Annotated in this window: 14 protein-coding genes; all 14 read left to right on the top strand. The window is 44.8% G+C overall.

What is annotated here, in order from left to right; translation table 11 throughout:
- Window positions 1-10 precede the first annotated feature (10 nt).
- The 14 genes from RGB73_RS30305 to RGB73_RS30240 all read left to right on the top strand — a co-directional run bounded on the left by RGB73_RS30305 (window position 11) and on the right by RGB73_RS30240 (window position 12,142).
- Window positions 11-1,108 carry a M23 family metallopeptidase gene (locus RGB73_RS30305; protein WP_310774743.1) on the top strand — a complete coding sequence of 366 codons (1,098 nt, stop codon included), beginning with the start codon at window positions 11-13 and terminating at the stop codon, window positions 1,106-1,108.
- Window positions 1,109-1,125: 17 nt separating this feature from the next.
- Window positions 1,126-1,674: a hypothetical protein gene (locus RGB73_RS30300; protein ID WP_310774742.1), complete on the top strand. Its 549-nt coding sequence runs from the start codon at window positions 1,126-1,128 to the stop codon at window positions 1,672-1,674.
- Between the two features lie 271 nt (window positions 1,675-1,945).
- Window positions 1,946-2,536 carry a hypothetical protein gene (locus RGB73_RS30295; protein WP_310774741.1) on the top strand — a complete coding sequence of 197 codons (591 nt, stop codon included), beginning with the start codon at window positions 1,946-1,948 and terminating at the stop codon, window positions 2,534-2,536.
- Window positions 2,537-4,268: 1,732 nt separating this feature from the next.
- Window positions 4,269-5,419, top strand: a protein-coding gene (locus RGB73_RS30290; protein WP_396136244.1) for an IS3 family transposase whose coding sequence is annotated in 2 segments (ribosomal slippage) — window positions 4,269-4,530 and window positions 4,530-5,419 — 1,152 coding nt in all. Because the reading frame shifts where the segments join, the coding sequence is not laid out codon by codon here.
- 209 nt (window positions 5,420-5,628) lie between these two features.
- Window positions 5,629-5,880, top strand: coding sequence for a hypothetical protein (locus tag RGB73_RS30285; RefSeq protein ID WP_310774740.1), 252 nt, complete (start codon window positions 5,629-5,631; stop codon window positions 5,878-5,880).
- A complete protein-coding gene (locus RGB73_RS30280) occupies window positions 5,870-6,769 on the top strand; it encodes a DNA methyltransferase (RefSeq protein WP_310774739.1) in 900 nt (299 codons plus the stop codon). The genes RGB73_RS30285 and RGB73_RS30280 overlap by 11 nt, the downstream gene beginning before the upstream one ends.
- 383 nt (window positions 6,770-7,152) lie before the next feature.
- Window positions 7,153-8,061 (top strand): hypothetical protein, encoded by a 909-nt coding sequence (locus RGB73_RS30275; RefSeq protein ID WP_310774738.1) that lies wholly within the window; start codon window positions 7,153-7,155, stop codon window positions 8,059-8,061.
- 498 nt (window positions 8,062-8,559) lie between these two features.
- Window positions 8,560-9,036, top strand: a complete 477-nt coding sequence (locus RGB73_RS30270) for a DUF2538 family protein (protein ID WP_310774737.1) — start codon at window positions 8,560-8,562, stop codon at window positions 9,034-9,036.
- An 11-nt stretch (window positions 9,037-9,047) separates the two neighbouring features.
- On the top strand, window positions 9,048-9,353 hold the full coding sequence (locus RGB73_RS30265) for a hypothetical protein (protein ID WP_310774736.1): 306 nt from the start codon (window positions 9,048-9,050) through the stop codon (window positions 9,351-9,353).
- Between the two features lie 79 nt (window positions 9,354-9,432).
- A complete protein-coding gene (locus tag RGB73_RS30260) occupies window positions 9,433-9,846 on the top strand; it encodes a hypothetical protein (protein WP_310774735.1) in 414 nt (137 codons plus the stop codon).
- Window positions 9,847-10,767: 921 nt separating this feature from the next.
- On the top strand, window positions 10,768-11,028 hold the full coding sequence (locus RGB73_RS30255) for a hypothetical protein (RefSeq protein WP_310774734.1): 261 nt from the start codon (window positions 10,768-10,770) through the stop codon (window positions 11,026-11,028).
- A 95-nt stretch (window positions 11,029-11,123) separates the two neighbouring features.
- Window positions 11,124-11,513 (top strand): hypothetical protein, encoded by a 390-nt coding sequence (locus tag RGB73_RS30250; RefSeq protein WP_310774733.1) that lies wholly within the window; start codon window positions 11,124-11,126, stop codon window positions 11,511-11,513.
- Between the two features lie 68 nt (window positions 11,514-11,581).
- Window positions 11,582-11,866: a DUF5983 family protein gene (locus RGB73_RS30245; protein ID WP_310774732.1), complete on the top strand. Its 285-nt coding sequence runs from the start codon at window positions 11,582-11,584 to the stop codon at window positions 11,864-11,866.
- Window positions 11,867-11,890: 24 nt separating this feature from the next.
- Window positions 11,891-12,142 (top strand): hypothetical protein, encoded by a 252-nt coding sequence (locus RGB73_RS30240; RefSeq protein ID WP_310774731.1) that lies wholly within the window; start codon window positions 11,891-11,893, stop codon window positions 12,140-12,142.
- Window positions 12,143-12,741 lie beyond the last annotated feature (599 nt).

Raw genomic sequence — 12,741 nt, 5'->3', positions numbered from 1 at the left:
GGGAGAGCTTATGGATCCTGTTACCGCAACGAAGCTAGGAATTCAGGCTGCCCTATTTGTTAAGAATCACTGGAGAAAGATAATCGTCGTAATATGCGGGATTATGTTCCTATTCATTGGGCTTTTCTCGTCTGTTGTAAACATTACTTCATCAGTAGGTGCAGATGATGAAGTAGTTGAGCTGTATAAGGAAGTCGCAGAGGAATCCGGACTCTATTGGCCGGATCTTCTGCTATATCATGCCGTCATGCTTTACAACGACTTCACGAATGTGACAATCGAGGATGTCAGGAAAGCGGCAAAGGAAATTGTGAAGTATGAGCTGGTTGTAACAAACCTAGAAACGGACTTCACTCAAATTTACACGTACAAGTTCGACCAATTTTATGACGACCTAATTAACCATTGGGGAGTCCCGATTGACGAAAAGAAAGAGAAATTGACCATTAAAGAATTAGCAGAATATGGCCACCAAATTACACGTCCAAAATATAAATTCGAGCTGAATATCTTATACTACTCCATTACCGATCCGGAAATTTGGCACAACCTCACTTCGGATCAAGTGCAGCTCTATGAAGCACTATCACAAGCTTTGCCATATCAGTTTGGCCTTGTGCCGATGGATGGGGATGGAGGAAGTACAATACCAGGGCAACCACCTGGAAGCCGGCCACCCGACATCGATGTGGATTTTGCTTGGCCTGCCCCCGATTTAACCGGAATCAGTTCAAACTTCGGGGAACGTGTAGACCCTATTAACGGCAAAAAGGATTTCCATACAGGGGTGGACTTGAATCTACCTGGCGATGCTGACATTGGAAAAGATGTTATTGCATCAGCAGATGGCGTAGTTTATCAAGTGGTGAAGGATGCCAGCGGAGCCTGCGGCTACAATATCCGCATAAAACATGGTGGCGATGTCCAAACACGCTATTGCCATCTATCCGCGATCTTTGTTAAGCCAGGACAAGAAGTAGAACAAGGGGATGTAATTGGAAGTGCAGGAAAGACAGGACGTGTGACCGGCGCACACTTGCATTTCGAGATGAAATATAAGGGTGTTTTGGTTGATCCATTGCCATATATTATTTCCACGAGGCCATAAGGGGAGGGTGAAGGGTTATGGATAAAAAGAAGCTGCTGTGGTTGCTATTGGTCCCTCTCCTGGTGATTGTAGTAATGTTAATGGTCAAAGGAAAAAGCAACTGGATGGAGCTTGAGGAAAAACAGGATATGTTTCAGGTTGATCTTCAAAATTGCAACTGTGAACGACCTGATCATGAGTATCACCCTGAACATTATCTGGCGCCCAAAGACGTGATAATCAACTTTTTCGGGTATCTAAAAGCCGGTGAGTATGCCAATGTGGCCAGTTTCTTCGATCCGGACGTCATGGTGTCTTATTTTTACGAAGAAAAGAACAAAGCTGGTTACGACAAGAAAGTAAAGCTATTTGGTGATGCGTTGTCCAGGAATGGGACGCTGGAAGATGCGCGGATAACATCCTTGGAGAAAATTGACTTGAGCCAGTATCTTGTGAAAGTGGAGATCCGGTACAATGACGGATCTACTGTAAAAAAAGAGATAACCCTTGAAGAACGTGTCACAGAGGAGCGATTGGAACGAGAAACATTTATTATTACTACGCCTGATGAATTACTAGAAAAATAACGAGAACCGATTCTTAACCAGTGGAGTATTCCCTGGTTTTTCTATTTAAGTTTTTTCACACGCCAGCCATGAACTGCAGGAGACGCCCGTGCCCGTCGATCGATGTCTGCGCGCCGGCTGCAGATCCGGAAGAACCAGGGGCCGACTGTCGGCCGCCTAGGCAATTCAGAAACCAACTAGGAAGGTGTTTTTCGAATTTTTATTCCACTGTTTGACAATTTTCGGACTTGTGCTAACGTTAATTTATATCGAAAAAAGGTAGGGAACGCGGATGGCAGAAACAAGCTTGTATCAAGGATCCTTTTCCACGCCAGAAGGCGGATTGCTTTTTAAAATTCGGGTTAACTGCAAACTGGAACTAACTGCCGACAATATCAAAGAAGCAGAAGAGAGAGGCAAAAAGCGAGGCAAAAATGAGTATGTGATTGAAGACGGTGGAGTCGACATCATGCACTCCTTGTCTCAAGAACAAAAGGACTTAATCAAAAGCCTGATCGATGACATTACTCAGAAAAGCTTCGAATACTGCATGGAGAACGACGTGGTTCAAATCGAAGTATATAACCACGCAAAAGATCGTGTTAATAATACGGCTGCAAAACGCGGATGGTCGTCGGATACGAACGTGGAGCTGCCATATCAAATCATACAAACCCTTTGTAATGTTATTGAGGTCAAGAAGGCCAAAATCACCTTCCATCCGGATGGGTGGAGTAAGGAGAAACTTTCTTACACGGTGATTGGTGAGCATGACGGATACGAAGGGGAGTTGTCTTTTACTTTTGGTGAAGATGAGTTGCCAAATGGTAAAAAAGAAACGATTCTTGTAGTGACGATTCTCAGACGCACAAAAAAAGTATAGGGATCCAGGTTGAAGGCATCATAGAATGTACATACTGTTACTGGATTTCTTCTTGATTTCGTGGGATTATCCGGTACAATTACGGTAAGGCAACGCTTTAGAATGCTTTTCTCTATAGAAGCCATCGCTATAGAACCCTATCGGGGGTGTAAAATGAACATTCTTTCTATTAACGAAAATGAGATGAAACATCTGGCTGCTCAATATGGCAAGGTGCGTATTTGCCCCGAGTGTGAAGGGGTAATGTTGCCATCGAAGACAAACTTTACCGATACGCACCAAGGAATTCAGATTGATATTGTGAATTTCCCCATTATGAGATGTCAGAATTTGGAGTCCTGCGGATCGGTGCATTCTTCGGCCAAAGATTTAATTGTACATGTAACGCGAGCGCGAAAAAATTATAATCCAGGTGATAGTTCCACCTACGTGTATGATTGCGAAAAGTTTTGATTAAAACCAGGGGGTATCCTCTCCTGGTTTTTGCTTTGTTGTCGAGTAAGTGTGACGCTCTATTTTTGTTTTGCGGACGTTACGGCGGCAGCCGGAGGCCGTCGCCGGGGGTCGGGGAATCACCCGATAACCAGAGGGCCTAGGCGTCCGCAAGCGCCCGCCAAAGCCCTCTAGGTTCCTGTGCGCCCCTTTATCCCTCCCACCCCTAACGCAAATGATAGAAAACCATTGTAAAAACCCAGGAAAGGCATTTGTGGGCTACTCTAAGATGAAATGTATGAAACACTTTTGAGATGGTCATACTGTTAGTGGTGGCCACCATATAACTACATAGCTGATCCTATATCGTACACACCGCGCTTTTTATCCCAGCCCGTGGAGATCGGGAATGGTGGGGAATGGTTGTGATCGATGAAACGGGTCCGGAAGTCGAACTACAAAGATCGGCTTACCGAGGAAGTGAAATTTGAAATGAATACAAGCTAATATTAACTATACATAGCCTGACAAGGGAAACCTGTCGGGCTATTTGTCATGGCGTGACGTTCGCCTTTGAAAACACAAAAAACCTCCTAGTATTCCCAGGATACCCAAGAATTTCTCTAGTTATACCAGGAAGCTGAAAAAATAGAAAGGAAGCCTCCCGTCTGCGCCGGGAGCCTGCGGCCCCTAAACAGGCTCATCGTCGTTTGGTCAGCGTACCACGGGCTTCTCACTGTATATGGCTGCGCCATACTCCCTATGGCTGCTCCGTGTCGCCCTCCGGGTACAGTGAGCCGCGCGCTCCGTGGTCCGTCTGAGCCACGGCAATGGCCCACCGGGGCCGCCCAGTGATAACCAACCAAACTAAAGGAGCGATGTTAGTTGTAGACTGAACATCGTACTCAGCAGCAACAACAGGACCTAAATGTTCTGGAAGCCTTATGTTATACGGTGTTGCAGTCTAAAACTATTTTTCAATCTAATACTTTATTATCTCTGCACACCAAAAGGTGGCCACCACCCTCTTTACCCCACACCATTGGATGGCACAAAACTTTTTAGAGTCGTAAGCTGAACGCAATTCGTGGCGTAACCATTGCAAATAATCTTCGTTTATGTTATTATATATTTACAGCGATAACCAATTCAAAGCAAAGGAGCTATGTTTTATGGCTAATCATTTCAGTAAAAAGAAGTACGATTAACTCAAAAATTGGTATTATCCCCTTAAGGTAGACAGTGAAAAAAGAGTTCATGCTATCATGAATTCATCACTGTTGACCGGAGGGGATTTTTCATGCCACCAAAGAAAGGGCAAACATTTAATCGTTATGACGAGGTGACCAAGAAAGAAGCCGTTCGCCTGCGTTTGGAAGAACAGTGGAGCTATCCGATGATACGGGGAAAACTCGGGATTAAAAGTGATGCACAAATTATCAGTTGGGTACGGAAGCACCAGAATGGTGAATCATTTGAGGATTACCGTGGGCGTTGGAATAAGAAACATTTTAGCAGCGTGGAAGAGGAAAATGCTTACTTGAAAGCGCAGGTAGAATACCTAAAAAAGCTCAATCCGAATCTGCACGGGGAGGGAAGTTGGATCAGCAAGCCCGGTATCGAACCATCGAAAAAATGAGCAAGAACCATCCAATCGTCATGTTGTGCAAGATCGCTGAAGTATCCCGGGCTGGTTTCTATAAGTGGAAGGCCACTATGGGATGCCGCGAAGCTCGCATCGAAAAAGACAGCGATCTCAAAGAACATCTTTTAGCGATTCATCGTATCAGACCATATTTCGGCTACAAACGTATGCGTACCGCTCTGTACAAAGAAGGGTTTCATGTGAATCACAAGAAAGTGCGACGACTCATGCGAGAGCTGGGAATTCGCTCCGTGATCCGCAAGAAACGACCGTTTGCGGGTCGTAAACCATCCGTAGTCTTTCCTAATGTTCTTAACCGCGAATTTACCGCAGAAGTGGTCTTGCACAAATTTGTAACGGACATTACCTATGTTCGGGTCGGACACGATTTTGTTTATTTATCGGTTGTGTTAGACCTGTACAATAACGAAGTCGTAGCCTGGGAGCTATCTGCGCGCAACGATTTGCAGTTGGTATTGGATACGGTAAAACAATTGAAGGCAAAAGGCGCCATTCTCCATTCAGACCAAGGATTTCAATACACAACGAAATCATACAGCAATCTTTTGGAGGAAAAAGAACTGATTGGAAGCCATTCCAGACGTGGAAATTGCTTTGATAACGCATGTATCGAGTCGTTCTTTTCCCACCTGAAAACCGAAAAGCTTTACCTTGAAAAGCCAGGATGTGAGGCTACTGCGCGCAAATTGATTACAGATTATATCGATTACTACAACAACGAACGTTTCCAGAAAAAACTGGGCGATCTCTCCCCGGTGGAATACCGAGCAGCGATCGCCGCATAGGAAAACCTTCTTTTCTTACTGTCTACTTGACGGGGCTATGACCAAATCAGCGTTATGTCGCCATTGTTTTCTGCCTGAGATGGGTTGGACGTTCTGTAAGAAAAAAGAGTGGAACGGGCTTAGCCGCCCGTTCCAAATAACGCGATAATCAACCGCCCATTCTTTTATAAGCGATAACCAACCACAAAAACCGAAGAGGAGCGAGTCAAATGCAAATGCTCTTGATCGAAGCTGCCACAGAGCAGGAAAAGAAAATTCGAGCCACGGTCATTTTTCGGATTATGCAGGTTTTTTCTTTAGAGTGGAGTCGGGAAGGGAATGACATCAAGTATATCATCCTGGCCCCCCAGAAAGAAGAAATTGAAAAAATCATCAATGTCATGAACGATCAGTTTGGGATTAGGCTTGTTTGCCGGTTTGAACCGATTCCCGATCGGGAGGGTTTTCCATATGTTAACTAGCATCTTATCCTACAAAAATCGTGGCAAATGGGGGAATGCATCCTACAGGGGAAATTGTAGTGGGTGGGTTATATTCGACCTTCTCAAGTATTACAAGCCCAATCACTTCCTGGAATTATTTGCTGGAGGCGGTACAGGTTTCGAGGTTGCCAGGGAAATAGGGTATACGGATAGTGTTCACTTGGACCTCAGCGAAAGATGGGGAGGGTGGAACGCATTAACGGACGAAATGCCGGAGGGTAGCGACATGATTTTCATACATCCCCCTTATCATGACATCATCCAGTATTCAGGTGTTATGTGGGGAGACAAACCCCATCCGGACGATTTATCTCGATGCAGCTCGTATGATGAATTTATCCGGAAATTGAATTTCGTCCATGGAAAGGCATATGCAAGCCTGCGAAACGGTGGCCGAATGGCTATCCTGATCGGTGACGTGAAGAAGAATGGGAGATACTTCCCCATTCAGAAAGACATGAACTGGTACGGAGAAACAGATATGCACTTTATCAAAGAACAGCATAATTGCGTATCGGACAAGACGTCATATCAGAAAAATATTGTTCGTATTGTCCATGAACATCTGCTGGTGTTTCGCAAAGAAGATATATGGGTGTTTCCGGTTGCAATCACACAAAAGGTTGTCAGTGACATTCGATTTTCGGAGAAAGTGACCTGGAGGGATTTGGTGCAAGCTGCCCTGGAAAGCGTGGGGGGAACGGCAAGCCTCCAACAATTGTACGAAGTCATCGAAGTGACAAAGAAAGCCCAAAAAAACAAACACTGGAAAGAAAAGGTTCGCCAAACTCTGCAGATATACAATGATTTTGAATCTGTAAGCCGTGGCTGCTGGGCTTTTGTCGCACGATCGGGAAATGCGGCATAAAGGAGGGAAGGCTATACGCCTCCCTTTTTTGTCTAACTATCAACAACTTGGCCAGTATAATCCGAGTAAGAGAATGAGAAAAACGTTGAAAAATAACTATATTTATGCTATTGTATAGTTACAGCGATAAACCAAACACCCACTAAAAAAGGAGCGAGGCAAGATGGATCTTTTAGGATGGATGATTACACTTAACGGAGTATGGATCAGCGTCATTATTGGTATGATAGTATGTCGTAGAGAGGAACGTTTAGAAAGGGAACGTTTGAAAAGAGAGAAGGAATTAGCGAACCAATGGAAAAATAACTTCCATTGGCGCGTTCAATAAGGTGGGATGGGGCTTCTGCCCCATCCTTTATTCACAGGGAGGATTCTTTGCTACTATGACCGATGAAAAAGTAGAACTGGCATTGGAGCAATTTTACAAACTATCCATTGAAGAGAAAACAGCAGTCATCGACTTTCTAACCATGACTCGTCAAGAATTGACGGAATTTCTCGGTGTTAAGAATCATCACATTGATACAAAATATAGTGGCAAGCTGGAATCACTCCAATTTGGCATTTTCCTTACATCTGTTGCCGAGAAGGTAAAAGGGGAAAATAGGGTGATTCCCCCGGAGATGAAATCAAAACCGAAAAAGGTTTTAAAGCAGATACAACAGCTAACAGTTGAACAGCAGAAAGCAATCATTCAGAAAGTGACAATGACAAGGGCAGAAGTAGTAAAGGCGCTCTCCATCACTTCGAACACTTTAAATGAATTGCTTTCTAAAGGGAAGATCCATTCGGTTAAAAGGGGACTTTACCTGAAAGATGAAGTGGAGAGAAGGAACCGAGAGAAGCTTTCCAAACACACAGGGTTATTTACTAAAGAAATAATAATTGCCTCTCTACAAGAGGCAGCCAGGAATTTGGGACCATCCTTCACCCATGAACAATACGCCTCCTGGGTTAAGGACCAGCCGGACGAGCATCCGAGTGTACCAACCATTTGGCATTTCTTCAATGGAGGCTTTACAGAAGCGATGAAGGCAGCCGAGTTACAGCCGGTTTATCAACGAGGGATGGCTCGAAACATGGATCAGAAGGAGAAGGAAGAAATTTGTGTCCAAGCCTTACTACAGGCGGCAAGGGATACAGGGGTTCAGGTCCAAAAGCTATCCCAACCGGCTTACATCGAGTGGAGAAAAGAAAATAGCTCATTTCCTTCTTTCGCAACCATTGTGAATGTGTTGGGAGGCTGGAAGCAGGGGAAAGCAAAAGTAGCGGAGTCTGAAAAAAGTCTGTAAAAAGTAAAAAGACCGGGAACCACCCCGATCTCAGCGATAACCAACTCCCAAAAGGAGCAGTTATTGCCATTATATCATAAAGCTTTTCGCTGTCTATGGATAATTTTAGCGAATGGAGGGCTTTCGCTTTGCAAGATGATTGGTTTAGAGATGTTATCACCTATGCGGGGGAGAATCCGTTTACTACGTTTATTATCGTCATCGTTATTTTGATTCTACTGTATGCGATTGACAAGGCTCTGCCCTTTCGATAATCAGACATTGTGCCGGTCTGATCCTGCTCACAATAAGGGTGAACAACCGTGTTATTTAAGAAAAAAGGTGGGGGGATTTTTGTTGGCTCCAGGTCAAAAGGATGTATCGGATGAATTGATAATCGTTGGTTTTGGAATAGGTGCTCTTTTGATTTTTCTAGGTTTACTTGGCTGGCAGTTATCGAAGATTATATAACTACGGTTACTCGTTGCTCAAATTGATAAATAAAGGAGATCGATTAAGATGACAGACAAGGAAAAAGCAATTCAGAAGGCTATAGAAGATTTGAAAAAAGTTATGGGTGTTCCCAAGCCAAACGAGGACAATATCTGGTTCGACGGAGAGGAACACAAAGAGAACTTTATCGCTCTGCTGGAGTCTTACCAAAATAATGCTGAATATGCATCAGCTTGTTATGTATGTGCTCATCCTGAGATACACAATAAGATTGATTGGCATTCAGAATGCTTGGATACGCCTCTGGACTGGTATTGGGGAGAATGGATCGAAGAAGAAGGACGTTTTACCGAGTCGGAGGCTGTCTACGGCCTATCAAGCGGATGGAGAGCGCTGGTCCGGGCAGCCGTTGAAATGTTTTCGAGCCGGAAGCATTACTTTGATTTGTCTGACCTGGTATGTATCGGTGATGATACGATCTATCGGATGTTCGTACAGCTCATGCAAATTCGAAAGTCTCGTCAAGTCATTAAACTCAAGTAGGGAGGTACGACATGGAATTTAAAAAGGGAATTACAAACAGAGGTTTCAACATCATCGAATTTCAAGATAGATATGGCACCGAGTGTAGCATCCAAAAATCTTCATTGGCATTTGAAAATGCTATATGGCTTGGCGTAAACGATGCAAACCCGCAAATCATGGCTTCGAAGGTACGCGAAGGCGGTACGGGATGGCTGCCGTATGAGATTCCAAAAGATGTTGTTTTGACTACGAGGATGCATTTAACACAAGACCAGGTAAAAGCACTCTTGCCAATATTAACTGTATTTGCAGAAACAGGGGACTTACCACAATAGTTAGCCTGGATAGAGCCGATCTATCCAGAATGCTCAGTATTTAACATCAGCATTTTGGGGAAAGGATGGGATTTGGTAGATGTCTTATATGGTGGATTTCACCAGGGATTTTCAAAATGACGATGTAAAGGCTTCTTATACTGTCTCTATCCGGATTACATTTATGGACATGGACTTTTATCGTTGGATGCTTCAACAATCGATGGAAAAGGAATTGTTTGTTGGGTACAGGGCTAAGGGCTTCATTGGTTCCTTGATGACCGGTAGCAAAATCAATGTATTCGTAAAACCAAATTTCAATGCTGTGACGTCTCAGTTAGGGTATGAGGACACCAAACAATTTAAGATTTTACCTAGCCTTTTTAACGATGAAGAAGTATTTACTTTTCAAAGCAAAAAGCAAGCCATTGATTTTTTTAGAAAGATGCCCGAAGTATTAGGCAAATGCTTGTCAAACATGGAGAAACAATTCAAAGCAGCAAGTGCTTCTTAACAAGAAAAATAGGGTGATTTGATGGACATGGATATCGTATGGTTTCTTTCTCTTATCCTCTCAGCCGTCCTATTTGGACTGGTTTGGATTATCGAATATGAACGAGCTTGGCAGTTATATAAGAACAACAAGGCCCATTTATATCAAACGTCTGTCTGGATGTATCTTTCCTTTGTGCCATTAACAATGTCGCTAGGATGGGGTTTCAGTCGGCTATTTGACAGATTAACATGAGGAGAATTACTATCTGCCTGGTTACATACAGGTTGTAATTTAGGGGAGATCAATGGTACTCACTTTATTGAAATTTTACTGTTTATTTGCAATTGCCCTATGTTTTTTGTATCTATTCGTTCGTTGAATAAAGGCGTACCGTCGAAAAAAAGACCTGAAACGCCGCGTTTTACTGCAAGAGCAATACATCTTGAGTCCAGAATACCAAAATGCCAAAAAAGCCTGGAGTGAGAAGTACAAGTAATACCAGGGCGTTACGGCAGCCGGGGGCTGCCGCCGGGGGTCGGGAAATCGCCCGATAACCAGAGGGCCTAGCCGGCCGCAAGCGCCCGCCAAAGCCCTCTAGGTTCCTGTGCGCTTTTTTATCCCTCCCACCCCTAACGTATGAAAGACATCTCCAGGAAGCTGAAAAGATCAAAAAGGAGGCCACCAGCCGTTTGCTGGTGGCTTTTTTTATTGGGAAAGGAAAGGAAGGCTCCCGGCTGCGCCAGGAGCCTGCGGCCCCTAAAGAGGCTCATCGCCGTTTGGTCAGCGTACCACGGGCTTCTCACTGTATATGGCTGCGCCATACTCCCTACGGCTGCGCCGTGTCGCCCTCCGGGTACAGTGAGCCGCGCGCCTCGTGGTCCGTCTGAGCCACGGCGATGGCCCACCGGGGCCGCCAACATTTGAAAGGGGAAATGAACAATGAGCAAATTCAAAAATGAACTCAAATGCTATATCGAGGAGAGATGGTGCTGCCAGATAACATCGATCCAGTTTAACGAGGAGGATTCACATGCCGAGTATTTCACGGTCGAAATGGTAAGCTTTGACGGACAAGCAACCATTGACACCTACAAAGTCACCAAAGGAGACGGGGATATGATTGAGGAAGGGCGGGTCTATTCCCAGTCTCTGCGAAGTGAAGACTGGTATTACGAAGGGAGTTTATCTAGTGATTTGTAGGCCCGAGACACGCGATAGGTAAGAAAATGAAAAATGACTGTTGGCAGCTCCGACCGGGGCTGCCAAGCGATAACCACTCCAAGGAGCTGAAAAATATGGAAAAAGTATCGGTAAAGCAGATCACTTTTGCACGGGTAGAAGGCAGGCATATCGACCTTTTCAAAAAAACGTTTTCTACTTGGAACGACGTTGAAACAGCAATCAATAACGCGGCACGGACTGCGCCGGATACCGGCGGTTATGATAAGTGTGATTTTTGGATTGAATGGGAAGACGGGAATACCTACAAGGGACGATTCGACATGCAACGGCAGCATTGTTTTGATCGACAACCTCTCGCGGATCACGTAAATGTCTACCTGCGTTTCCTGGCAGGGGAGCAGAAACCGTCTCATATGACGGCACAGCAGTATGAACAATTCATTTCCGAATACCAGGAATCGGCCAGGGAGTTTTTGCAGACGTATCAGATCGGGAGCGAATAAATCCGGTTCCGCCGGCTCCGGATACCTGAGCTGGAGCCGGCCAATCAACCAAAGGGAGAGGGAAAATCATGAAAGAACTTCATATCACAAAGGTACTGGAGCTGTCTACGGCTCACATTTCCGAAGAAACAAATGGACTCATCGAGCAAGATGTACTTGGCATTGTCGCCTATGAAAAGGCGGAATACGGTTGGCTGCTGCTTGTTCCCCAAGATGACTATGAGGAGGAAACCCGTTCACTCCCCGATGACCTAAAGGCGATCTTTGATTTGGCCCAGGAACATGATTGTGTATGGGTAATGTTGGATAGGGACGGTTACATGTATGATTCCTTGCCTGTTTTTGATTGGTAGAATGCTGCGAGCAAAGGGGGAAGCATGATGATTCAATACGATGGCATGTTGCGCCAAATCGTGAAGCCTGGTATCGAAATGATGTGTAGCGTATCCCGTGACCAGACGTTGACATTCAATGGAGTAGTGAGGGAAGTCCACGATGATTTTTTCATCATCGTGGAGGGTGGTCAAAGTTGGGGTCATATCATTGATTTTCGGGAGATTTTCTGGTCCGATTTAGAATTGACTCCCGAGTGGTCGAAAATTCGTGACGAAAGGAAAAGCCCCCGTTAATTCGGGGGATGTAGAAGGAGGAAACCAGGGAGGCTCCCTGGTTTCTTTTATTTGACCGGAAAGGAGGCCACCAGTCGTTCGCTGGTGGCTTTTATTTTGCAGAAAAACGCAAGGATGGCTCCCGGCTGGCGCCAGGAGCCTGGGACTAGAAAACAGGCCCAAGTCGTTTAGAAGAAGCAAGTTTAATTCTCTCTATTTTTTTGCCTTGGGGAAGGGTTTTTCTTTTTTCCTGAAAAACAAATGAAGCCCCAAATTACTATTGGTTTTCTGGCTAGAAGGTCGTTTACTAAAAAATCACTAAAGAAAGGTTGATACTATGTTACATTTCATTTGCCTGTTTATCTTCCGCATCAATCTGTTTACCCTCCGTCTCAATCTGTTTTTGAGCCATACCACTTTCCTTGAGGCTGTCGTCTTTCTTTTCATGAACTTTTGGTATTAAGCTCCCGGTTACGCCGAAGGGAGTGCCTTACGTTTGGTCTTGGTACTCCTTGCTTGGCCGGATCGGAGCGTTTCTCCGGCCGGTTTGCAGATCCGGGAGAAACTAGAGAGCTACATCCTGGCTGCCGCCGGTGATGATCTGCGGAAAGTGCCCCATG

The organism is Brevibacillus brevis (assembly GCF_031583145.1).
In the GTDB taxonomy this organism is placed as follows: Bacteria; Bacillota; Bacilli; order Brevibacillales; family Brevibacillaceae; genus Brevibacillus; species Brevibacillus brevis_E.
The sequence above is the reverse complement of the archived record's forward strand: the minus strand, read 5'-3'. Positions and strand labels throughout refer to the sequence as shown.

Bases quoted from the DNA above. Each gene is read 5' to 3' on its own strand.
- RGB73_RS30305 (WP_310774743.1), top strand. From the start codon at position 11: ATGGATCCTGTTACCGCAACGAAGCTAGGAATTCAGGCTGCCCTATTT.
- RGB73_RS30300 (WP_310774742.1), top strand. From the start codon at position 1,126: ATGGATAAAAAGAAGCTGCTGTGGTTGCTATTGGTCCCTCTCCTGGTG.
- RGB73_RS30295 (WP_310774741.1), top strand. From the start codon at position 1,946: ATGGCAGAAACAAGCTTGTATCAAGGATCCTTTTCCACGCCAGAAGGC.
- RGB73_RS30285 (WP_310774740.1), top strand. From the start codon at position 5,629: ATGCAAATGCTCTTGATCGAAGCTGCCACAGAGCAGGAAAAGAAAATT.
- RGB73_RS30280 (WP_310774739.1), top strand. From the start codon at position 5,870: ATGTTAACTAGCATCTTATCCTACAAAAATCGTGGCAAATGGGGGAAT.
- RGB73_RS30275 (WP_310774738.1), top strand. From the start codon at position 7,153: ATGACCGATGAAAAAGTAGAACTGGCATTGGAGCAATTTTACAAACTA.
- RGB73_RS30270 (WP_310774737.1), top strand. From the start codon at position 8,560: ATGACAGACAAGGAAAAAGCAATTCAGAAGGCTATAGAAGATTTGAAA.
- RGB73_RS30265 (WP_310774736.1), top strand. From the start codon at position 9,048: ATGGAATTTAAAAAGGGAATTACAAACAGAGGTTTCAACATCATCGAA.
- RGB73_RS30260 (WP_310774735.1), top strand. From the start codon at position 9,433: ATGTCTTATATGGTGGATTTCACCAGGGATTTTCAAAATGACGATGTA.
- RGB73_RS30255 (WP_310774734.1), top strand. From the start codon at position 10,768: ATGAGCAAATTCAAAAATGAACTCAAATGCTATATCGAGGAGAGATGG.
- RGB73_RS30250 (WP_310774733.1), top strand. From the start codon at position 11,124: ATGGAAAAAGTATCGGTAAAGCAGATCACTTTTGCACGGGTAGAAGGC.
- RGB73_RS30245 (WP_310774732.1), top strand. From the start codon at position 11,582: ATGAAAGAACTTCATATCACAAAGGTACTGGAGCTGTCTACGGCTCAC.
- RGB73_RS30240 (WP_310774731.1), top strand. From the start codon at position 11,891: ATGATGATTCAATACGATGGCATGTTGCGCCAAATCGTGAAGCCTGGT.